Annotated in this window: 14 protein-coding genes; 9 read left to right on the forward strand and 5 right to left on the reverse strand. The window is 60.6% G+C overall.

What is annotated here, in order from left to right; translation table 11 throughout:
• The first annotated feature begins 42 nt into the window (after nucleotides 1-42).
• The 3 genes from corA to F1609_RS07285 all read left to right on the forward strand — a co-directional run bounded on the left by corA (nucleotide 43) and on the right by F1609_RS07285 (nucleotide 2,227).
• A complete protein-coding gene (gene corA, locus F1609_RS07275; RefSeq protein WP_167075817.1) occupies nucleotides 43-1,008 on the forward strand; it encodes a magnesium/cobalt transporter CorA in 966 nt (321 codons plus the stop codon).
• Between the two features lie 567 nt (nucleotides 1,009-1,575).
• Nucleotides 1,576-1,761, forward strand: a complete 186-nt coding sequence (locus tag F1609_RS07280) for a hypothetical protein (RefSeq protein ID WP_167075818.1) — start codon at nucleotides 1,576-1,578, stop codon at nucleotides 1,759-1,761.
• 223 nt (nucleotides 1,762-1,984) lie between these two features.
• Entirely contained in the window at nucleotides 1,985-2,227 is a 243-nt protein-coding gene (locus F1609_RS07285; RefSeq protein WP_167075819.1) for a hypothetical protein, read from the forward strand.
• Nucleotides 2,228-2,447: 220 nt separating this feature from the next.
• Here the strand turns inward: F1609_RS07285 and F1609_RS07290 are convergent, their stop codons facing one another.
• The 3 genes from F1609_RS07290 to F1609_RS07300 all read right to left on the reverse strand — a co-directional run bounded on the left by F1609_RS07290 (nucleotide 2,448) and on the right by F1609_RS07300 (nucleotide 7,948).
• A complete protein-coding gene (locus F1609_RS07290) occupies nucleotides 2,448-4,574 on the reverse strand; it encodes a peptidase domain-containing ABC transporter (protein WP_167075820.1) in 2,127 nt (708 codons plus the stop codon).
• Between the two features lie 75 nt (nucleotides 4,575-4,649).
• Entirely contained in the window at nucleotides 4,650-5,999 is a 1,350-nt protein-coding gene (locus F1609_RS07295) for an HlyD family secretion protein (protein ID WP_167075821.1), read from the reverse strand.
• Between the two features lie 314 nt (nucleotides 6,000-6,313).
• Nucleotides 6,314-7,948, reverse strand: a complete 1,635-nt coding sequence (locus F1609_RS07300; RefSeq protein WP_167075822.1) for an NAD(P)/FAD-dependent oxidoreductase — start codon at nucleotides 7,946-7,948, stop codon at nucleotides 6,314-6,316.
• Nucleotides 7,949-8,415: 467 nt separating this feature from the next.
• Here F1609_RS07300 and F1609_RS07305 point away from each other — a divergent pair, with 467 nt between their 5' ends.
• The gene (locus tag F1609_RS07305; RefSeq protein ID WP_167075823.1) at nucleotides 8,416-11,196 is read left to right on the forward strand and encodes a TonB-dependent receptor; all 2,781 of its coding nucleotides are present in this window, start codon (nucleotides 8,416-8,418) and stop codon (nucleotides 11,194-11,196) included.
• 173 nt (nucleotides 11,197-11,369) lie between these two features.
• Here the strand turns inward: F1609_RS07305 and F1609_RS07310 are convergent, their stop codons facing one another.
• The gene (locus F1609_RS07310; protein WP_167075824.1) at nucleotides 11,370-12,095 is read right to left on the reverse strand and encodes a 16S rRNA (uracil(1498)-N(3))-methyltransferase; all 726 of its coding nucleotides are present in this window, start codon (nucleotides 12,093-12,095) and stop codon (nucleotides 11,370-11,372) included.
• A gap of 158 nt (nucleotides 12,096-12,253) precedes the next feature.
• Between F1609_RS07310 and tkt the strand changes: the two genes are divergently transcribed.
• The 3 genes from tkt (at nucleotide 12,254) to F1609_RS07325 (ending at nucleotide 16,091) form a co-directional block, all read left to right on the forward strand.
• Complete coding sequence (tkt, locus tag F1609_RS07315) at nucleotides 12,254-14,251, forward strand: transketolase (RefSeq protein ID WP_167075825.1); 1,998 nt, start codon at nucleotides 12,254-12,256, stop codon at nucleotides 14,249-14,251.
• A gap of 76 nt (nucleotides 14,252-14,327) precedes the next feature.
• Nucleotides 14,328-15,338, forward strand: coding sequence for a type I glyceraldehyde-3-phosphate dehydrogenase (gene gap, locus F1609_RS07320; protein ID WP_167075826.1), 1,011 nt, complete (start codon nucleotides 14,328-14,330; stop codon nucleotides 15,336-15,338).
• A gap of 204 nt (nucleotides 15,339-15,542) precedes the next feature.
• A complete protein-coding gene (locus F1609_RS07325) occupies nucleotides 15,543-16,091 on the forward strand; it encodes a DUF5625 family protein (protein WP_167075827.1) in 549 nt (182 codons plus the stop codon).
• Between the two features lie 74 nt (nucleotides 16,092-16,165).
• Here F1609_RS07325 and F1609_RS07330 read toward each other — a convergent pair whose 3' ends face one another.
• Entirely contained in the window at nucleotides 16,166-16,618 is a 453-nt protein-coding gene (locus tag F1609_RS07330; protein ID WP_229421703.1) for a cache domain-containing protein, read from the reverse strand.
• 364 nt (nucleotides 16,619-16,982) lie between these two features.
• Between F1609_RS07330 and F1609_RS07335 the strand changes: the two genes are divergently transcribed.
• Nucleotides 16,983-19,772 (forward strand): TonB-dependent receptor domain-containing protein, encoded by a 2,790-nt coding sequence (locus F1609_RS07335; RefSeq protein WP_167075829.1) that lies wholly within the window; start codon nucleotides 16,983-16,985, stop codon nucleotides 19,770-19,772.
• Nucleotides 19,773-20,047: 275 nt separating this feature from the next.
• Entirely contained in the window at nucleotides 20,048-22,843 is a 2,796-nt protein-coding gene (locus tag F1609_RS07340; protein ID WP_167075830.1) for a TonB-dependent receptor plug domain-containing protein, read from the forward strand.
• The last annotated feature ends 65 nt before the right edge of the window (nucleotides 22,844-22,908 follow it).

Consider the following 22,908-nt stretch of genomic DNA (forward strand, 5'->3'; position numbering starts at 1 on the left):
GGCATGGTGTAAGCTTCTGTCCAATTTATTGTTGGAACCATCATGCTGATCAACTGCGTCGCCTACCAGGAAGGCAAAAAGCTGTCCGACATTTCCGTCGAAGCCATCAGCGACTACATCCAAAAACCCGACTGCTTCGTGTGGGTGGCCCTGAAGGACGCCCAGCCGGACGAACTGGCCATCATGCAGCACGAATTCGGCCTGCACGAACTGGCGGTGGAAGACGCGCTGCGCGGCCACCAGCGTCCCAAGATCGAGGAGTACGGCGATTCGCTGTTCGTGGTGGTGCAGACCGTGGAAACCGATGGCGATGAACTGAGCGTGGGCCAGGTGGCCATGTTCGTCGGCGAGAACTACGTGCTCTCGGTGCGCAATAACGTGATGCGCGGTTTTCTCGGCGTGCGCGCGCGCGCCGAACGCGAGCCGCACCTGCTGGCGAAGGGGTCGTCGTTCGTGCTGTACGCGCTGATGGATGCGGTGGTGGACCGTTATTTTCCGGTGGTCGACGTGCTCGAATCGGAACTCGAAACCATCGAAGACCGGATTTTCATTCGCGGCTCGCAGCGCGACAATATCGAGCGCCTGTATGAACTCAAGCGCAAGGTGCTGGTGCTGCGCCACGCGGTCACGCCGCTGCTCGACGCCATCGGCAAGCTGCATGGCGGGCGCGTGCCTTCGTTTTGCCGCGACACCCAGGAATACTTCCGCGACGTGCACGACCACCTGCAGCGCATCAACGCCTCGCTCGACACCATTCGCGACACCATCGGCACGGCGATCCAGGTCAATCTGTCGATGGTGGCCATCGACGATGGCGAAGTCAATAAGCGGCTGGCCGCATGGGCCGCGATCTTCGCGGTGTTTACCGCGTTTGCCGGTGTGTGGGGGATGAACTTCGAATTCATGCCGGAGCTGAAATGGCATTTCGGCTACCTGGCCGCATTGTGCATCATGATCAGCGTGTGCTTCTACCTGTATTATCGGTTCAGGAAGTCGGGCTGGCTGTAGCCGCAGCGCCGACGATGCCGGCCTCTTAAAAGACGCGCATGAACTCGATAGAGATTACCTCACCGCCGCCGCGCCGCGCCATGGTGGCGGTGGCCGAAGCCGGCCGCGGCGGATGCACCGCCCGTGATACGCGGTGCCAATGCCGCCACTTGGTAATGCGTAGCGCTGCATGCCACTACTTTCCCACGCCAGCACTTATCAAGCTCCGGCATTGACGCGTTCCCATTTGTTTTCCTGATTTATGCATTTTGCATATATTACTTTGCCCAGAAACTTAAATTGCCGCAAGCCAAATTTATATCAATGACGATAGCAAGTGGCAGCGACAATCAAAATGATAGAAAATAAATGACGCACCATTAATTTTGCTCTAGAATAAGATCATAGACAGGCAAGATTGATGATCTATAAAGCCACTTGCACTTGCAAGCGTGCTGGTGGCATATCTGTCAAAGCGTCCTGTTTGTGGCTCGATGGGAAAATACCCGCCGGCCATGATAAGGCGCCGATGATGGGCAGGTTTTTGCGATGCTGTTTGACTTTTTAAATGCTGATTAAGGAATACCGATGCGCGCATTGAATATGACTGAACTGGACTATGTTTCGGGTGGCGATGGAGATGGTAACGCCAACGACAACGCTGGCAACAATGGCACAGTGGGCCCTAATCCAGGCTCCGGCCCCGTGAACCCACCGTTTATCCCGACCGAACCATGGGTCGATAGCGATGGCAACATTAACTTTCCTCCTTGATACTTCAAAGTAATTTGCTGATTCGACGGGATATTTCTTGAGATATCATTCAAGAAAAATCCCGTTCACAGGCAGGCAAGATTGACTGATCTATAAAGCCACCGGCACTGCGCACCTTGCCGGTGTGCTTGTGGCATAGCGGTCAAAGCGTCCTGATTGTGGATTGATGGGTAAATACCCTTTGGCCACGATCAGGCGCCGATGATGGACAGATTGTTTACGGATGCTGTTCGAATTTTTAAATGCTGATAAAGGATTGCCGATGCGCGCATTGAATGTGACTGAACTGGACTATGTTTCAGGTGGTGAGGGGGATAATAACGCCAACGACAACGCTGGCGGAAATGACGCACCTCCCCGTAATGGGAGCTCCGGCCCTGTCACCCCCTCCAGCCCCGTCTATCCTCCGTTTATCCCGACCCAGCCATGGGTAGGTGAGGATGGCAACACCAACCATCCGCCTTGATAATACAAAGTTGTTCCTGATTCGACGGGTATTTCTTGAGATAACACGCGTCGGCGCCTCGTCGACGATGATCAGTCAAGAATAATCCCGTTGAATTGCATCCTGCCTGCGAATCAGCGCTACGCTGATTCATTATTTTTTCTTGGTCCGCTGTAAAAATCCGCAACAGCCTTCCATTCCCCTGCTTCTTGCTGCGAGCGCACCGATCGCCGCCATTGCCTTATACCGGCGCTAATACCTTATCGATGTGAATGTCCCTGTCCATCTCGGGGCTGCGCAGTTCGACAAGTTGACCGCCGCGTAATTCCACCACCCTTTGCGCCGATGCAATCGTTTCCGGGCGGTGCGCGACCATGATGCAGGTGAGGTGAAGTTCGCTGATGGCGTGGTTGACTCTTTTTTCGTTGTTGATATCGAGGTGGCTGGTCGCTTCGTCCAGCGCCAGGACGCGTGGCGCCTTGTACAAGGCGCGCGCCAGCAGGATGCGCTGTTTTTGTCCGCCGGACAGGCTGCTTCCCATGTCCCCGACCAAGGTTTGATATCCCATTGGCATGGCGGCGATCTCATCGTGTACCGCCGCCATCCGCGCGCACTGTTCAACGCGCTGCGCATCCCTGGTGTCGGCGAAAAAACTGATATTGTCGAGAATCGACCCGGCCAGCAACACATCGTCCTGCATCACCGTTCCCACCAATTGCCGGAACGTCCGCAAGCCGAGCTGGCGTACCGGAATGCCGTCGATGCATACCTCGCCTTCGGTCGGTTCCAGCAAGCCGATCAGGATCTTGCACAGGGTGGTCTTGCCGCAACCGCTGGCGCCCACCAGGGCGATACTCTGGCCGGCCGGAATCGACAGGTTGACCTTGTCGAGCACCCAGGGCTCGCCTTCGGCATAGCGGAACCTGACATTTTTCAAGGTCAGGGACGGCTTGATGCGACTGATGTCGGTCTCGGTGACGGACTCGGGCTCGGTGTCTTCCAACACGATGTCGGCCAGCCGTTCGGCATGCATGCCGAGCATTTTGACGTTGATCGACAGATCGATCAGACTCATGATCCGGCTTGAGAACGTCGCCGCGTAACTGGTGAAGGCCAGCAGCATCCCGATCGACAGCGCGTTATCCATGACCAACCCGGCCCCGACATAAAACAGCGCCAGGCTCTGTACCCCGGCAATGGCGGTATTGGAAATCTTGAAGGCGATGCCGATTTTTTGCGTCTTGATGTCCCGGTTGATGACGTCCTGTTTCATGTTCTGCCATCTGGCACAGCGCTCCGCTTCGCGGCCAAACAGCTTGAGCGGGACAATGGCGCGGATCGTTTCCAGGAAATTGGTGTTTTCCTTGGCGGACAGCACCAGGCGCTCGCGCGATGCTTCCCGCAGCGGGTGGTAGAAGGCCCAGCGCAGCAGTGCATACAGCACGACGCCGATCACCACGATCACGCACAGCTTCGGGCTATACAGCAGCATCATGCCGAACGCCATCAGCGCCATGACGCCATCGAGCACGCTTTCGACGCACAGGCTCGTGAGCGTGCCCTGAATCGCGCCGATACTGCCGAAGCGGGACACGATGTCGCCCACATGGCGTTTTTCAAAATAGCTCACGGGCAGACGGGTCATGTGGGCGAACACCCGGGTCGCCCATTGGAAGCCGATGTCGATACTCCAGCGCATCAGGAACCAGCTGCGTGCCAGTCCGATGGCCGTCTGGGTAATCAGCAGCAAGGCGAAACCGCACACCAGCACCTTGAGTAATTCACGATCCCCGCTGACGATGACTTCGTCGACCACGAACTGATTGAACAGCGGCATGACGATGGCGAACACCTCGAGCGCAAGCGCGAGCATGATGACTTGCACCATGGCCCGTCGCAGTCCGATGATTTTGCCTGCCAGCTCGCGCACGGAGATGCGCCGCGCGATGTCTTCTTTTTTGAACGCCGGGGTCGGGCACAATTCCAGCGCCACGCCGGTAAAATGCTGCGACACCTCGTCCAGGCCCATGCGGCGCTCGCCTGCGGCTGGATCGAGAATCACCACGGTGACGGCCCCGCCCAGGCTCCTGGTGATCTTTTTCAGTACCACGAAGTGGTTGAGATCCCAGTGCAGGATGCACGGTGTTTTCAGCTCGTCCAGCTCGGAAAGATCAAGCCGCAGCGGGCGCGCCGCCAGGTGCATGGCAGCGCCGTGACGGATCAGCTGATTGAGGGTGGCCCCTTTCAGGCTGATCGCGAATTTGCGCCGCAGATCGCTCAAATCGGCGTGATAGCCGAAATGGTTCGCGACCATCGCCAGGCAAGTCAGGCCGCATTCGCTTGATTCAGTTTGTAAGATGGACTTCATGGATTGGCCAGGGAGGGCGAAAAAATAAGCGAGGCGGGCGCGCTGCGCCGTGCATGCGGAGGGAAGGTCATCGACTTACCTGGCGGGGAGCGACGCCAGCACCGGTTCAAGTATCCACTCCCATATCTTGCGGCGGTCCTGCTGGACATCGGCATCGAGCGTCATGCCGGGTTTGAGCGCTTGCTCGCTGCCGTAGGTCTTGATGGTTTGTCTGGCCAGCCTGACCTTGATCCGGTACATGCCTTCGTTCGGATTGACGCCATGAATATTCTGCTGGGCGTTACTGAGAATGGTGCTGGCGACGTTTGACGGCAATTCATTCGGCGCGAACGGGGTTTTGCTGACATCGATGATCGTTCCTTGCTGAAGCCCGAATTTTTGATAGGGATAGGCTTGATATCGAATCAGCACTTCCTGGCCGGGCGCGACGAATCCGGCGGTACGGCTGTGGGCATACAGATGCACTTGCAGTTCACTGCCGGCAGCGCTGGCGGCGTCGTCGGGAATGAGCGTGGCCAGCACCTGTCCCGCGTTGACCAGCTGGCCTGCCTGATAGGTGACCGTGGTAATCACGCCATCGTGCGGCGCCACGATCTGGCTGGCCTTGCGATTCTGGTTCTCGGCCAGTTCCTGGTCCAGCGAGGCGACTGCGCGGTCGAGTTGCGCCATCATGGATTGATGATTGGCTGTCACATCGTTTTTTTCCGACTCCAGACTCATCCTGGCAGAAGTGAGTTGGACCCGGGTCCTGGTCAGGGTGCTGATGCGGGAAGTCAGATCGAGCACGTCTTCCAGTTTCTGCTGCGACTGGGTAGGCGACACAAAGCCGCTGCTTTGCAGCGTTTCAAATTTTTCCAGGCTCTTTTGCGCCAGCGCCAGGCGTTTTTGCGCCAGCACCAGTTCTTGATCAATCTGTTCCGCTTCCATGTTCCAGTTAATCAGACGGGCCTCGACGCTGCGGCGTTTGTCATTATCCTGGGCGATGCGGGTCATGCGCTCCGTTTCCAGCGTTTGCTTGCGGATCGCTAACTGCTGGCCGATCAGCGCCGTGATTTCGCCCTTGCTGCCCTGGCGCTCCATCGATAAATCGAACAAGACCTGGCCTTCCCTGACGCGCTGGCCTTCGCGCACATGGCTGCGCACCAGCACGCCGGCATTGAGGGCGCTGATGGTCAGGCTGCCGCCGGCCGGCGTGGTAATGCCTGAGATGCGCGCCTTTTTGGTGAAACTGCCCCAGGTAATAAAGGCGAGCAGGAGCGCGGCAATCGCCACTGCGCAACAGGCGATCAGCGCACTGGAAACCGGCTGCGCCAACCGGATTGCTCCGATCCATTGCGCATTTTTGGAGGCGAATACTTCCTGGCGAAACAGGGCTTGCTGCGGCGGGACGGGGGAGGGCTGGGCTGCGGTATCGGAATCTTGCATGGGGCAGGTCGTTGCGCAGCATTCGCCAGTGCACGCGCAAGAAAAGGCGCGTGCAGATCTGGAAGAAACGATTGGGAGATATCGGCAAGTCCGCCTATGCGGAATGGGTAAAACCCGGATCGCATTTCAATTCAAATGAAATGGTTTTTAAGTCCACATTTCTTTTTCTAAATTATAAACGATTTGCCAGGAAGGTCAAAAATCCCGTTGCGGTTTTTTATATGAATGCATATTGAAACCAGATGGCGCTGCCGCCATTGCTGCGGCAAAGGCTGGCGCTGCGCCGGCGCCGCCGGAAGCGGCGCCGGCGTGGCTCATGCCGCCATCGACAAGGCGACCGCCTCGGCCACTTTGATGCCGTCCACCGCCGCCGACAAGATGCCGCCCGCGTAGCCGGCCCCTTCGCCGGCCGGGAACAGGCCGCGCGTGTTCAGGCTCTGCAGGTTGTCGTCGCGCCGTTTGATGCGGATCGGCGACGAGGTGCGCGTTTCCACGCCGGTCAGTACGGCGTCTTCCTGGTAGTAGCCGCGAATCTGCTTGTCGAACGCCGGAAAGGCTTCGCGCATGGCGACGATGGCGTAGTCGGGCAGGGCGGTGGCCAGGTCGGTCAGGTGCACCGCCGGCTTGAACGACGGCACCACCGAACCGAAGGCGGTCGAGGCGCGGCCCTTGACGAAGTCGCCCATCAGCTGGCCCGGCGCGTCGTAGGTGCCGCCGCCGAGCGCGAACGCGCCTTCTTCCAGGCGGCGCTGCAGGGCAATGCCGGCCAGCGGGTGGCCCGGGTTGTCGATATAGTCGGCCGGGGTAATCCCGACCACGATGGCGCTGTTGGCATTTCTTTCGTTGCGCGAGTACTGGCTCATGCCGTTGGTAACCACGCGGCCCGGCTCCGAGGCGGCCGCCACCACCGTACCGCCCGGGCACATGCAGAAGCTGTACACCGAGCGGCCGTTAGCGGCGTGGTGCACCAGTTTATAGTCGGCCGCGCCGAGGATCTTGTTGCCGGCGTTCGGACCGAAACGGCAGGCGTCGATCAGCGACTGCGGGTGCTCGACCCGGAAACCGACCGAAAACGGCTTCGCTTCAATATACACACCGCGCTCGTACAGCATCTCGAACGTGTCGCGCGCGCTGTGGCCGATGGCCAGCACCACGTGGCGGGTCGGAATATGCTCGCCGCTGGCCAGGATCACGGCGCGGATCTGGCGCGCGTCTCCCTCGCCCTCGACCTCGATATCGGCGACCTTGCTCTCGAAGCGGTACTCGCCGCCCAGGGCGATGATGTTTTCGCGCATCTGTTCGACCATCTTGACCAGGCGGAAGGTGCCGATGTGCGGTTTGCTCACATACATGATTTCGTCCGGCGCGCCAGCCTTGACGAATTCGGTCAGCACCTTGCGTCCGTAATGCTTGGGGTCCTTGATCTGGCTGTACAGCTTGCCGTCGGAAAAGGTCCCGGCCCCGCCTTCGCCATACTGCACGTTCGATTCCGGATTCAGTTCGCGCTTGCGCCAGAAACCGAAGGTGTCGACGGTGCGCTCGCGCACCACCTTGCCGCGTTCGAGAATCAGCGGGCGCAGGCCCATCTGGGCCAGGATCAGCGCCGCGAACAGGCCGCACGGCCCGGTGCCGATCACCACCGGGCGCTCGCTCTGGTCGTGGCCCTGCAACTGCTCGCCGCCGGCCACGAAGGTGTAGCTGGTGTCGGGCGCCGGCAGGATGTGGGCGTCGTGCTTGAGGCGGGCCAGCAGCGCGGCCTGGTCGCGCACCTCGGCGTCGACCGCATAGATCAGGACGATGGCCGTGCGTTTGCGCGCGTCGTAGCTGCGTTTGAATACACTAAAACCCAGCAAGTCGGCGTCGGCAATGCCGAGGCGCGCCAGAATGGCCTGGCGCAGGTCGGCGTCGGCATGGTCGAGCGGGAGTTTGAGTTCGTTAATTCGCAGCATAGGAGTCGTTCGTGGTTCAGGGTGAGGGAAAGCAGGGCAGGGCGCTATTTTACCGGCTGCATCGCCGCATGGGCGAATCGCGCTACACAGCGTGGGTATTTTCGATGTCAAGTTGTTGCTGCGCGTCCATTATTGTCTTTGCGAGAAATTTTGTTGCAAAACAGACTCATTCATTGTTCTTATTTTCCCGCAATGCACAATATTTCGTTTGGTGCATATACGCATACGAAGAATTTTCGCTGTAGTCGCAAGCAAAGTTGCATTTAGGTTCTTTTTGGCCGCCATTTTTTTGTCACTGACCCGATAATGCCCCTTGCAGAAAAATGACGCGACGCCCCCTGCCGCGCGCGGCCTGCCTGGTGATTTTCTACTGGGCAATGTGCCAGCGCGGTTTTGCGATCCGAAAGGCTGTCGTGCAAGCAAGCTGCTGCAGTGTCATTATCCTCATCCTAAACGGAGTTCTAAAAATGATGTTTCAAGAGAAGATTGGCGTACGTTCCGTTCGCCTCGCCCTCGGCCTGTTAGCTGGTATCGTCGCCGGCCAAGCCCTGGCCCAGGATGCACCTATCCAGCGTGTTGAAATCACCGGTTCGAGCATCAAGCGGATTGTGAAAGAAGGCGCGTTGCCAGTCCAGGTCGTATCCAAGGAAGTCATCGCTCGTTCGGGCGCGACTACGGTAGCCGACTTGCTCCAGAAACTGCCGGCAATGCAGGGTTTCACGATTGAAGCCGTGGCTGCGGGCAGTAACTCGGGTGGCCGCACGCTGGCCTCGATCCACGATCTGGGCGGCAGCTACACCCTGGTCCTGCTGAACGGCCGCCGCATGGCGCCTCTGCAAGACAGCGGCAGCGCGGTCAATCTGAACTCGATCCCGATGGCTGCGGTTGAGCGCGTCGAAGTGCTGACCGACGGTGCTTCGGCACTGTACGGCGCCGACGCCATCGCCGGCGTCATCAACTTCATCCTGAAGAAAAACTTCCAGGGCCTGACCCTGGACGCGGGTGTGTCGGTACCGACCAACCCGGGCGGCAAGAGCGCCAACGCCAGCATCACCTGGGGTTTCGGCGATCTGGAAACGAATCGCTACAACATCCTGATGACCTACCGCCACGACGAACAGAAGATGGTCAAGGCCACTGAACGCGAGTTCAGCAAGACCTCGTACATCCCGTTCGGCCACGAAGGCAAGAGCTACATCTATGACCGCACCTCGACCTCGGGCACCGCGGCCAACGTGAGCGTGGCGTTCAACAATACCGGTAAAGCCGATAAAGACAAGCTGCCGGCCTACGGCTTCAACCCGTACCGCGCCGTCAACGGCCAGTGCGCCCCCGGCTTCTTCCCGTACCTGTCGAGCACCCCGGCCGCCAACTACTGCGCCGTGGACAGTGCGTCGACCATCGAAACCGTGCCTGAATCGAAACGCGACTCCCTGTACACCTCGGGCCGCTTCAAGTTCTCGGACAACCTGACCGCCTTCGCCGATCTGTCGCTGGGCCGCTTCGACCTGACCGCGCGTATCGCCGCCAATCCGGTCAGCGTCGCCGTTGCACCGAACTCGGCAGTCTACAACCAGTACGTCAAGCCTTACCTGAGCGCCGACCAGCAGAAATACGTCCAGACCGCCACCGCAACTTACCGCGCCAGCGAATTCGGCACCCGTGACAGCCAGACCATCACCGACGTGATCCACTTCGTCACCGGCTTCGATGCCAGCGTGGCTGGTTGGGACGTGAATACCGGCCTGACCTACTCGAAGTACAAGCTCGACGAGCGCTACACCGGCGGCTACCTGTTGAACAAGGAATTCCGCAGCCTGATCGGCAGCTCGACCTTCAACCCGTTCCTGCCAACCGGTTCGCCGGGTTCGCCAACGGCTGCGCAGATCGGCAGCTCGATCTTCCACGGTTCGATCCGTGAAGCGTACTCCGACATGCGCGCCATCGACACGCGCGCTTCGCGCGAACTGTTCACGCTGCCAGGCGGCGCCTCCAGCATCGGTATCGGCGCCGACTACCGCGAACTGAACCAGGTACAGACCGCCTCGACCGCTGCCAAGAATGGCACCATCTATGGCTTCAGCGCCTCGAACGAATTCGACTACACGCGTGATTCGACCGGTGCGTTCGCCGAGCTGGCACTGCCACTCGTCAAGAACCTGGAAGTGACCACGGCGGTCCGTTACGACCGTTACTCGGGCGTGAAAGACGCGAACACGGGCACGACCAAGGGTAAAACCCAGGACGCCAGCACCTACAAGGTCAGCGCACGCTTCACCCCGACCACCGCGGTGCTGCTGCGCGGCTCGTACGGTACGGGCTTCCGCGTAGCCGACCAGGCCGAGATCGCCGGCACCCTGGTGCCAGGTGGCGTCACCGCCACCGCGTACGACTGCCCGGCCGCACTGATCGCTTCCAACGAAGCGCTGTGCAAAGCTGGTCGCCTGCAGTATTTCCTGAGCCGCGGCGGCAACGAGCAGCTCAAGCCTGAGAAATCGAAGCAGTACACCATCGGTTTCCGCGTCGAGCCATCGTCGAGCCTGACCTTCGGCGCCGACCTGTGGGATGTGCGCATGACCAACCAGGTGTCCTCGGTCAGCGAGACCCAGGCCTTCGCCGACGCCGGCAAGTTCCGCGAACTGTTCACCGACTTCGCCGATCCTGCAACCGGTATCAAGAGCTGGGCGTTCATCGACGCGCCGATCAACATCGGCCGTACCCACAACCGTGGTATCGACTGGGACCTGACCGTCGGCGAGAAGTATTCGTTCGGCAAGATGACCCTGAACGTCAACGGCACCCACATGCTCAAGGCCAGCTACACCAAGGCCGGTACCGACAACGAGTGGACCGACAGCATGGATAGCTACGGCACCAACGCTGCCGTGACCTTCCGTAACATCGCCAAGGCCGTGTTCGCTCTGGAAACGGGCAGCATGACCAACGCGCTGACGATCAACTACCGCAATGGTTACAAAGATCAGGAAACGATCCCGTACGACGTGGCGACCTCCAAGCCAGCGCTGTCCGCGATCCGCCTGGACGTGCCGTCGTACAGCACGGTCGACTACCAGGGCAAGTTTGCGATCAGCAAGCAATGGGAAGTTCGCGGCGGTATCAAGAACCTGATGGACAAAGAGCCACCACTGACCCTGCGCACGTCGTCGGGCCACCAGATTGGTTACGATGCCCGTTACGCGGACACGCTGGGCCGTACCGTCTACCTGAACACCAGCTACAAGTTCTAAGCTGAGTCCAGGTTAGTCGTGACAAAAAGCGCGTTGCTTCGGCAACGCGCTTTTTTTTCGTCCGCTGCGGTGTCCACTGCGGTGTCAGGTCTGGCATTTGGACACGGGCTGGACAGGCACGGCATCGGCCTTCCTGTCGCTTGCGCGAACGCGCAGCGTGCGGCCGATGGCGCTTACATCCCGCCCCACAGGGCGTTGAGCGCGGCCACGGCGGCAATCCCGGCCGTTTCGGTGCGCAGGATGCGCGGCCCCATCGACAGCGCCAGCGCGCCGCGCGCCATCGCCGCGTCTTCTTCCTGCACCGTAAAACCGCCTTCCGGCCCGATCATCAACGACAGCGCCTGCGGCGGCTGGTGCCGGGCCCAGTCGGCCAGCGACTGCCCGCCGCGCGGACTGAGCAAGATGCGCTTGTGCATACCCTGCTGCGCGCACCACTGGTGCAGGTCGTCGACCGGGGCCAGCCGCGCCAGGCGGTTGCGCCCGCTCTGTTCGGAGGCGGCCACGATCACGCCCTGCCAGTGCGCCAGGCGCTTTTCGGCGCGCTCGCCCGACAGCCGCACCACACAGCGCTGCGCGGCCAGCGGGGCGATCGCCGCCACCCCCATCTCGACCGCCTTTTCGATGATCCAGTCCATCTTGGACGCTTCGGGCAGGGCCTGGGCCAGGGTGATTTCGTAGGGCAGCTCGACGTCGCGCGCCACCTGCGCCTTGATGGTGACGCTGGCGCGGCGCTTTTCCACGCTGGCCAGGTGGGCGATGTATTCGCCGCCGTCGCCGTTGAACAGGCACAGTTCGGCGCCGATTTGCATGCGCAGCACGTGCAGATGATGAGCGACCGCCTCGGGCAGGTCGAGCGTGAGGCCAACCGCCAGCGGCACGGAACAATAGAAACGGGGCATGGAATCCTGGGAATGAGTTGAGGGTGTAGTCGAGGCCGGCAGGCGCGGCAAAGCGCTTCATTTTAATTCGCCACCCCATGGTCTGGTAAAATACTTGACCCGGTACGCCAAGCAGCGCCACCCGCATTTCCAATCCTACGACCTCACAGATTCGACCCATGAAAACGACGCTCCCTACCACTTTGATGGCCAACGCGATCCGCGCGCTGGCAATGGACGCAGTGCAACAGGCTAATTCCGGCCACCCAGGCATGCCAATGGGCATGGCGGAAATTGCGGTGGCGCTGTGGGCCGGCCACTACAAGCACAATCCGTCCAATCCGAAGTGGCTCAACCGCGACCGCTTCCTGCTGTCGAACGGCCACGGCTCGATGCTGCATTACGCGCTGCTGCACCTGTCGGGCTACGACCTGAGCATGGCTGACCTGAAAAACTTCCGCCAGATGCATTCGAAGACCCCGGGCCACCCGGAAGTCGACATCACTCCGGGCGTGGAAACGACCACCGGCCCGCTCGGCCAGGGCATCGCCAACGCGGTCGGCATGGCGCTCTCGGAATACCTGCTGGCGGCGGAATTCAACAAGCCGGGCTTCGACGTGGTCGACCACTACACCTATGCGTTTTTGGGCGACGGTTGCCTGATGGAAGGCATTTCGCACGAAGTGTGTTCGCTGGCCGGCACCCTGGGCCTGAACCGCCTGATCGCCCTGTACGACGACAACGGCATCTCGATCGACGGCAAGGTGGAAGGCTGGTTCACCGACGACACCCCGAAACGCTTTGAATCCTACGGCTGGAACGTGATCGCCGCCGTCGACGGCCACAGCGTGGCAGCGGTCGACGCGGCTATTTGCCAAGCGAAGCTCTCGTCCAAGCCGACCCTGATCTGCTGCAAGACCATCATCGGCAAGGGTTCGCCCAACCTGCAAGGCGGCGACAAGGTGCACGGCGCCGCGCTGGGCGACAAGGAAGTGGCGGCCGTGCGCGAGCACCTGCTGTGGACTTCGGTCCCGTTCGAGATCCCGGCCGAGGTCTACACCGCCTGGGACGCCAAACAGCACGGCGCCGCGCTGGAAGCCGAATGGAACACCAAATTCGCCGCCTACCGCGCGCAATATCCCGAGCTGGCCGCCGAATTCGAGCGCCGCATGAAGGGTGAACTGCCGGCTGATTTCAACGCCACCCTGGACGCGGCGATCGCCGCCTGCGTCGAGAAAAAAGAAAACATCGCCACCCGCAAGGCCAGCCAGAACGCGATCCAGGCGCTGGCCCCGACCCTGCCGGAATTTTTGGGCGGCTCGGCCGACCTGACCGGTTCCAATCTCACCAACTGGAAAGAGTGCATCGCACTGCGTTCCGGCAAGCCAGGCAACCACATCAACTACGGCGTGCGCGAATTCGGCATGAGCGCCATCATGAACGGCATCGCCCTGCACGGCGGCTACATTCCGTTCGGCGCCACCTTCCTCACCTTCTCCGACTACAGCCGCAACGCGCTGCGCATGGCCGCGCTGATGAAGCAGCGCTCGATCTTCGTGTTCACCCACGATTCGATCGGCCTGGGCGAAGACGGCCCGACCCACCAGTCGGTCGAGCACGTTTCGTCGCTGCGCCTGATCCCGAACCTGGACAACTGGCGTCCGTGCGACACGGTTGAATCGGCCGCTGCCTGGGGCGCCGCCGTCCAGCGCAAGGATGGCCCGTCGACCCTGATCTTCTCGCGCCAGAACCTGCCGTTCCAGGAACGCACCGCGGCCCAGATCGCCGACATCGCGCGCGGCGGCTACGTGCTGCAAGACGTGGCTGATGCCAAGGCCATCCTGATCGCCACCGGTTCCGAAATCGAACTGGCGACCAAGGCAGCTGCCGCGCTGGCCGCCGAAGGCATTCCGGTGCGCGTGGTATCGATGCCGTCGACCGACGTGTACGACCGCCAGGACGCCGCCTACAAGGCCAGCGTGCTCACCCGTGGCGTGCCGCGCGTGGCGATCGAAGCGGGTGTAACCGATTTTTGGTATAAATACGTTGGCCTCGAAGGCGCCGTGGTCGGCATCGACACCTTCGGCGAATCGGCTCCCGCGCCGGTGCTGTTCAAGCACTTCGGTTTCACGGTCGAGAACGTGGTTGCCAAGGTCAAGTCGGTACTGACGAACTAAGCGAAGTGTAAGCGAATGCAGGCGGCGCTTCGGCGCCGCCGCGTGCCACCCATTTTTATCACTCAGGAGCAAAGTAATGACGATCAAAGTTGCAATCAACGGTTATGGCCGTATCGGCCGCAATGTCCTGCGCGCTTTCTACGAAGGCGGCAAGAAACACGACATCCAGATCGTGGCGATCAACGACCTGGGCGATGCCAAGTCGAACGCGCACCTGACCCGCTACGACACGGCGCACGGCAAGTTCCCCGGCACCGTGACGGTCGAAGGCGACAACATGATCGTCAATGGCGACGCGATCCGCGTGTTCGCGCAGCGCAATCCTGCTGAAATTCCATGGGGTGAGCTGGGTGTGGACGTGGTGCTGGAATGCACCGGCTTTTTCACCACCAAAGAAAAAGCCTCGGCCCACCTGAAGGGCGGCGCCAAGAAAGTCATCATTTCGGCGCCGGGCGGTAAAGACGTGGACGCGACCATCGTGTTCGGCGTCAACGACAATGTGCTCAAGTCGACCGACACGGTCATTTCGAACGCTTCGTGCACCACCAACTGCCTGGCCCCGCTGGTCAAGCCGCTCAACGACGCCATCGGCCTGGAAACCGGCCTGATGACCACCGTGCACGCCTACACCAACGACCAGGTGCTGACCGACGTGATGCATGAAGACCTGCGCCGCGCCCGTTCGGCCACGATGAGCATGATCCCGACCAAGACCGGCGCCGCCGCCGCGGTTGGCCTGGTGCTGCCTGAACTGAACGGCAAGCTGGACGGTTTCGCGATCCGCGTGCCGACCATCAACGTCTCGCTGGTCGACCTGACCTTCATCGCCAAGCGCGACACCACCGTCGACGAAGTCAATGCCCTGATGAAAGCGGCATCCGAAGGCGCCCTGAAAGACGTGCTGACGTACCAGACCGAGCCGCTGGTATCGATCGACTTCAACCACAATCCGGCCTCGTCGAATTTCGATTCGACCCTGACCAAGGTGTCGGGCCGCCTGGTCAAGGTATCGTCGTGGTACGACAACGAGTGGGGTTTCTCGAACCGCATGCTGGACACCACGGTGGCACTGATGAACGCCAAGTAATCATTGGCCGGATCGACAAAAACGCCCTGCGGGGCGTTTTTTTTCGCGCCGGACTTGGCGTGGCAGGGCAGGCGGGTGCGTCGGAAACATCAAGTGTATTAAAAGGCAATCCCGCAAGTCCCTCTACGGTAGCGGCGCCAGCCATTTCGCTGCAACACGACTGTGCATCCGATACTGCTGGTCCGAACCAGCACAAAGAGCACCATGGGACCGATCGCTTACTCGCTCTGCCAGAAGCCAGTCATTGGACTGGTCATGTATATCACCTTCGCCTGTTCCTTTCCGCCGCTGATAGCCGACCAGCCGCTGGCGCTGACCGAGGCCGGCGCCAGCGCATCGGCCGCGTTTTCGGTCGCGGTGGACAAAAGCTACTCGCTCGACCTGACGTTTGCATTTCCGAATGCATGGGCGATGCGCAAGGATGAGATCGTCGGTTCGCGCTACGACCAGCACTGCGGGCCGGGTGTGCATTATGGCGACATTCCAGTAGCGCAGTTGGCGGGGCTGGGCCGCCCGATCCCGTTTCGCGTGGTGGTCCAGCGCAAGTCGGACAAGGCCGTCGTGATCGAGCGCACCTTCACCTCGCTGTGCCAGGTTTCCAGCGGCATCGAGCGCGCGCGCAAAACGCGCCGGATCGGCCGGCTCGACCTGGTCCGGGGCGACTACCTCCTGGTCATCACCAACCTCGAGCGCCAGGACGGGCTCGACCGTGTCGCCACCACGTTTTCCCTGGTTTCCGGCCACGGAAAATAGCCTGCCCCCAACACCGGGGTCAGGGGCTTGCCGCGAAAGGCTTTAGGACGAGGCCTGGCAGTTGCGGCGGATGCTTATTTGTAGACGCCGGACCCAACCATCATGTCGTCCACCCGCTCGATGTAGCCGGACTTGTTTTCGACCGCCTTGGTCACGGGATTGGGCCACTTGAAGTCGACCCAGCCTTTGCCGGCAGGCGACTTGGCCAGTTCGGCCATGTCCTTGATCATCAGCTTGCCGTTGCTGTCGGCCAGCGCCATCAGGTTCTTGCCCACAATCTTGGGATTGTTGCCGTGGACTAGGCAAACACCGTTCAGGTCATATACATACACATACAGATCGCGGTCGTGATACTCCTTGTTGGCGGTGTCGCTGATCGCCGCGAAGGCCTTGGCCTTGTCGGCCTTGATCAGCGCGACGGCTTTCTTGACCATCGCGACCGCTTCGTCGGCACTGCCTTTGTCGGCCGACCACGCCGCTCCCGGCAGGGCCAGCAGGGCTACGCTGAGTAAGCTTGCGGAAAACATTGTTCTCATCAATACACTCCGATCCAGGTCCATGGCGCGTTGTTGCGTGGAACCATTATGCCGATGTTCGCCAGCTTGTCAGGCACTTTGCGGCAAATTCTGGGTGCGGCCGGCGAATTCAATGCACAAAAACGACAGTGTACCGAACTGAACTACATACAGCCGAAGTTGCAAAACGACGGTTTTTGCATAGGTATGTTCGTCTAAAAACAACAGTAAATACTGCAAAATTGACGCATATGCATAAGTTGTTTTCTTCGCCACCATGTTCATGCGAAATTTGTCATCACCCGTACACATAAATGGGTTTCAAAAAACAAAGAGCGGATTTTATTCACGGAAGAATTTCTTACCTGGAGTTATCTTGAAAAAGCCTTTCGTACTGAAACAAAGTGTTATCGCCGTCGCGCTGACCATCGGCGTTTCCCACGTCGCACTGGCACAGCAGCAAGCGGCACAGCCGATTCAAAAAGTGGTCGTTACCGGTTCCAACATCAAGCGCGCGGTGGACGAGGAGACTTCCTCGCCGGTGCAAGTCATTGGCCGTATGGAAATCGCCGCCATCGGCGCCAGCACCGTCAAAGATGTGCTCGATACCCTGACGTCGAAAGCGACCGACCTGACCGATCTGGGCGGCGGCAATTCCTTCGCCTCGGGCGCCACCGGCATTTCGCTGCGCAACCTGGGCAAGGGCTCGACCCTCACCCTGCTCAACGGCCGCCGCGTGGCCAACTATGGCCTCGCCGACGGCGGCCAGGAAACCTTCGTCAACATCGACGCCATGCCGTCGGAAATCATCGACCGCATCGAGATCCTGCTCGATGGCGCCTCGGCCGTGTACGGGTCCGATGCGGTGGCCGGCGTGGTCAATATCATTACCCGCAAGGATTTCAGTGGCGTGATGGTCGCCGGCAGCATGCGCCAGTCGCTGCTGAAAAGCGCGATCAACAAGGACAAGACGGCCTCGCTGACGGCCGGTTCCGGCGACCTCGAAAAGGATGGCTACAATGTCTTCGGCCACTTCGAGGCGTATCACCGCCTGCCGTACGACGACCGCACCATCATGCCGGCAATCCCCGGCTATTACAAGGAATACGTCAATCCGAACTTCGGGGTGAAGTCGACCTATGCCTATCCGGGTAACTTCGTCGACCGTTATCCGGCCAATTATTCCGACCCTGCGCTGGCCGGGAAAAGCTTCAATACGCCTGTGGCCGGTTGCACCGATGTCGAAGATGGCACCTGCCGCTTCGATCAGTGGGCGCGCTATGGGGCGCATGCCGAAGCGAAGCGCTACAACTTCTTCGGCAGCGGCCGCCTGAAGCTGGGCGGTAACCGCACCGCGTTTTCCGAAGTGACGCTGGGCCAGACCACCACCACCTACTATAGTCCACCGCCGACAATGAGTTATACGGGCTCGCCGTCGACCTGGTTCAACAGCAAGGAAGGCAAGCTCAATTCCTTCCTGGAACCGAAGCTGCCGGTTGGCCACCCGAACAATCCTTATTCGTTCCCGGTCGCGCTGCGTTACCGCTACGCCGATGACGTGACGATGTTCAAGAGCGAGGCCCAGGCCAAGCAGTACCGCGTCATGGTTGGCCTGGAAGGCAGCGATTATGGCTGGGACTGGAACACGGCGGTCGGCGCCATGGGTTCCAAGGTGGAAAACAATATGCGAGGCAGCAAGCACGCAGCGAGTTACCTCGCGGCGATCACTAGCGGCGAGTACAAGTTTGGCGGCGTCAACAGCCCTGAGCTGCTCAATAAAATGTTCCCGAACCTGCTGTTCGGCGGCGAATCGAAGCAAGCCTTCATCGACTTCAAGGCTACCCGCGAACTGATGCAGCTGGGCGGCGGTCCGCTGGCGCTGGCTATCGGCGGCGACTTCCGTACCGATTCCTTCGACGCTTACGTCAGCGATAATATCGCCAACGCCGAGATCGTCGGCTACGGTTCAATCAATGTTACCGGCTCGCGCCACATCAGTGCCGCCTTTGCGGAGTTGAACGCGCCAATCACCAAGGCACTCGAAGTCAATGCCGCGATGCGGGTCGATAAGGTGGGCGACACCGATATTTCGGTGGTGCCAAAACTCGGCATGCGCTTCCAGGTGAGCAAGAGCGTGCTGCTGCGCGGCACCGTTGCAAACGGCTTCCGTGCACCGAACGTGGCCGAAACCGGGAAGGTCGACTTGTCCGCCTTCCAGAACAGTCAGGTCGATCCGAAGCGTTGCGCAACTGCCACCCAGCTGTACAACATCTTAAAAGAGGGTAATACAATCGACAAGGCCGACGCCCTGACTGCGCGCGATCGCGGCTGCAGCGTCAGCTTCGCCGCCCAGATCAAGGGCAATCCGGAGCTGGAACCGGAAAAGTCGCGCAGCTATAACGTCGGTATCGTGCTGCAACCGCTCGACAGCCTGAGCATGACCGTGGACTACTATCGTATCGAGCGGCGCAACGAAATCGGCACCAAGACCGTCAGCCAGATCCTGGCGGACGAAGACCGCCTGCCGGGCAGCGTGCAGCGCCGCGCCGTGACCGAGGAAGATAAGCGCTTCTCGACGCGCGCCCAGGAATTGTCGGGCAAAAACATCCAGTATCCGATCGGTCCGGTCGGTTCGATTTCGAACCGCTATGAAAACATGAACCGCTCCAAAGTGTCGGGCATCGACGTGGAAATCAACCACCGCTGGAACCTCGGTTCCGCAGGGCGCCTGGTCAGCAACCTGAAAGGCAATTACCAGCTCGATTACCGCAAGTGGGATACGGTCACCGACACGTTCACGGAAGACCTCTCGGCCAACTACGAGAAATACCAGTATCAGGTACGCGCCTCGAGCGCCTGGATCAACGGACCGTTCAAGGTGGGCGCCGCGGTCACCTTCCGCCCAGAAACGACGCTGGTTGACGATCAGTACGACGTCAACTACAACGCATCGGGCTGCGAAGACCAGGGTATTCCAACCGAGCTGTGCCGCGTGAAAAAGGATGTCGTCACGGATCTGAACATGAGCTACACGGGGATCAAGAACACCACCATCGCCCTGAACCTGTACAACATCTTCGATCGCGAGGCGCCGCCGAACGTACGTGCTTCCAACCCGGCTGTGCGCGGACGCAGCGCACGCGTGTCCTTGCAGTACACCTTCTGATCGATGTACTGACGCTGTTGCGCGCCGCTGCCCGGCGGCGCTACCCGACCCGGCCCTGGCGCCGGGTTTTTTTTCGCCTGTACCGTGCGTTTCTTTCGTGACGAAAACAACGAAAATTCACATAGATGCACATTTTTGTGAATTCCTCTTGGCCCCCGATCCATGTTTGTGCGAAATTCATGGCCCTCGCTTTTGTGCCCGCCTGTGGGCGTGCGCTGCGGGGGGAACGGAAAACACGATTTACACATACTTATAAAGCAATCCTGGAGCTGATTTTGAACAAGAAACTCGCAGTAAAACGTAGCGTCATCGCCGTCGCCCTGACCCTGGGCAGCGCCCAGGTCGCGCTGGCGCAGGAACAAGCCGCCCAACCGATCCAGAAGGTCATCGTCACCGGCTCGAACATCAAGCGCGCGGTCGACACCGAAACCTCGTCCACCGTGCAGGTGCTGGGCCGGGCCGAAATCGCCGCCATTGGCGCCAGCACCGTCAAGGACGTGCTCGACACGCTGACCTCGAGCGGCACCACCACCTTGTCCGACAAGAACGGCGGCAGTTCCTTCGCCGGCGGCGCCTCGGGCATTTCGCTGCGCAACCTGGGCAAGAATTCCACCCTGACCCTGCTCAACGGCCGCCGGGTCGCCAACTACGGCCTGGCCGACGGTGGCCAGGAAACGTTTGTGAACATCGACGCCATGCCGTCCGAAGTGATCGAACGCATCGAAGTGCTGCTCGACGGCGCTTCGGCCGTGTACGGTTCGGACGCGGTCGCCGGCGTGATCAACATCATCACCAAGCGCGATTTCCAGGGCGCGCTGGCCAAGGCCGGCGCGCGCCAGTCGCTGCTTAACAGCAAACTGGACAAGGACAAGACCGCCTCGCTGACGGTCGGCAAGGGCGACTTCGAAGCCGACGGCTACAACGTGTTCGGCCACTTCGAGGCCTACCACCGCGAGCCGTACTCGACGCGCGAAGCCATCAACGCGGTGCCGGGCTGGTGGAACAAATACGTCAACCCGAGCTACGGCGTGCAATCGACCTATTCGTATCCGGGCAACCTGGTCGACCGCTATCCTGCCGCTTACCCGGCCAATCCGGCATTGGCGGGCAAGACCTTCAGCACCCCGCTGGCCGGCTGCGCCAACGTGATCGACGGCACCTGCCGCTACGACCAGTGGAGCCGCGTGGGCCGCAGCCCGGAAGCGAAGCGCTACAACTTCTTCGGCACCGGCCGCATGAAGCTGGGCGGCAACCGCGTCGCGTTTTCCGAAGTGACCCTGGGCCAGACCAACACCATTTACTACAATGCACCGGCCATCATGCAGTTCACCGGCACCCCGGTCAACTGGTATAACAGCAAGGATGGCAAGCTCAATTCCTACACCGAGCCGAAGCTGCCAGTTGGCCATCCGAACAATCCCTACAGCTTCCCGGTGGCGCTGCGCTACCGTTACGCCGACGATGTCAATCTCTTCAAGAAAGATGCGCAAGCGAAGCAGTACCGCGCGCTGGTCGGGCTCGAAGGCAGCGATTACGGCTGGGACTGGGCCACGGCGATCGGCGTCATGGGCTCGAAGGTCGACAATGAATCGCGCAGCCGCAAGCATGCCGTCAACTACACTGCCGCGATCATGAGCGGCGAATACAAGTTCGGCGGCGTCAACAGCCCCGAGCTGCTGCAGCGCATGTTCCCGGCCTCGACGGTCGGCGGCGAGTCGAAGCAGATCTTCATGGACGTCAAGGCCACGCGCGAGCTGATGCAGCTCGACGGCGGTCCGCTGTCGCTGGCCATCGGCGGCGACTTGCGCCGCGATTCGTTCAGCGCCTACGTGAGCGAGAATATCTCGAGCGGCCAGATCGAGGGACTGGGCGCGATCAATGTGGACGGCGCGCGCAATGTCAGCGCCGCGTTCGCCGAACTGAATGCGCCATTGACCAAACAGCTCGAACTCAATGCCGCGATGCGTCTCGACAAGGTGGGCGACACCGACCTGTCGCTGGTGCCGAAAGTGGGCATGCGCTACGAAGTGAACAAGCGCTTCATGGTGCGCGGCACGATCGCCAATGGTTTCCGCGCGCCTAACGTGGCGGAGACCGGCAAGGTCGACCTGGCCGCTTTCCGCAATAGCAACGTCGATCCGAAGCGTTGCGCCACCGCCAACCAGCTGTACGCCGCGCTCAAGACCGGCACTACCCTGGACCAGGCCGACGCCTTGCGCGCGCGCGATGTCGGCTGCAGCGTCAGCTTTGCCTCGCTGACCAAAGGCAATGCCGAGCTGGAGCCGGAAAAATCGCGCAGCTACAACCTTGGCCTGGTGATCGAGCCGCTGGCCAATATGAGCCTGACGTTCGACTACTACCATATCGAACGCCGCAATGAAATCAACACCCGCAGCACGCGCCAGATCCTGGCTGACGAAGACCGTCGTCCGGGCAGCGTGCAGCGCCTGGCGGTGACGGCCGACGACATGCGCCTGGCGGCGCGCGCCAAGGAGTTGACCGGTGTCGATGTCGCGTTCCCGATCGGCCCGATTGCGGCGGTGTCGAACCGTTACGAGAACATGAACCGCACCCGCGTTTCCGGTATCGACATGGAAATGAACCACCGCTGGAACATGGGTTCGGCAGGCAGGCTGGTGAGCAACCTGAAAGCCAACTACCAGCTCGACTACCGCAGCTGGGATACGGTGACCAATACCTTCACCGAAAACCTGGCCGGCAACTACGAGCAATACCGCTACCGCGTGCGCGCCTCGACGGCGTGGACGCGCGGCGTGTGGAGCGTGGGCGGCGCGGTGACGTACGTGCCGGGCACCCGTTTGTACAATGACAAGTACGACACCAACTACACGGCCGAAGGTTGCGCCGGCCAGGGCATCGACGCGGAATATTGCCAGATCAAGCGCGATGTGGTGACCGACATGCACGTGACGTACACCGGGTTCAAGAACACCACCCTGTCGATGAATCTGTACAACGTGTTCGACCGCGCACCGACGCCTGACGTGCGCGCCGAATACGAGCCATCGCGCGGCCGTTCGGTGCGTGCCGCGTTGCAGTATCAGTTCTGATAACGGCATAATGGCGCCGCAGGGCGCCATTTTGTAGATCGCAACAGCCAGAACTGTCGACGATT

The organism is Massilia aquatica, from assembly GCF_011682045.1.
In the GTDB taxonomy this organism is placed as follows: Bacteria; Pseudomonadota; Gammaproteobacteria; order Burkholderiales; family Burkholderiaceae_D; genus Telluria_A; species Telluria_A aquatica.

Coding starts and splice junctions, on each gene's coding strand:
- corA (WP_167075817.1), top strand. CDS start 43: ATGCTGATCAACTGCGTCGCCTACCAGGAAGGCAAAAAGCTGTCCGAC.
- F1609_RS07280 (WP_167075818.1), top strand. CDS start 1,576: ATGCGCGCATTGAATATGACTGAACTGGACTATGTTTCGGGTGGCGAT.
- F1609_RS07285 (WP_167075819.1), top strand. CDS start 1,985: ATGCTGTTCGAATTTTTAAATGCTGATAAAGGATTGCCGATGCGCGCA.
- F1609_RS07290 (WP_167075820.1), bottom strand. CDS start 4,574: ATGAAGTCCATCTTACAAACTGAATCAAGCGAATGCGGCCTGACTTGC.
- F1609_RS07295 (WP_167075821.1), bottom strand. CDS start 5,999: ATGCAAGATTCCGATACCGCAGCCCAGCCCTCCCCCGTCCCGCCGCAG.
- F1609_RS07300 (WP_167075822.1), bottom strand. CDS start 7,948: ATGCTGCGAATTAACGAACTCAAACTCCCGCTCGACCATGCCGACGCC.
- F1609_RS07305 (WP_167075823.1), top strand. CDS start 8,416: ATGATGTTTCAAGAGAAGATTGGCGTACGTTCCGTTCGCCTCGCCCTC.
- F1609_RS07310 (WP_167075824.1), bottom strand. CDS start 12,095: ATGCCCCGTTTCTATTGTTCCGTGCCGCTGGCGGTTGGCCTCACGCTC.
- tkt (WP_167075825.1), top strand. CDS start 12,254: ATGAAAACGACGCTCCCTACCACTTTGATGGCCAACGCGATCCGCGCG.
- gap (WP_167075826.1), top strand. CDS start 14,328: ATGACGATCAAAGTTGCAATCAACGGTTATGGCCGTATCGGCCGCAAT.
- F1609_RS07325 (WP_167075827.1), top strand. CDS start 15,543: ATGGGACCGATCGCTTACTCGCTCTGCCAGAAGCCAGTCATTGGACTG.
- F1609_RS07330 (WP_229421703.1), bottom strand. CDS start 16,618: ATGTTTTCCGCAAGCTTACTCAGCGTAGCCCTGCTGGCCCTGCCGGGA.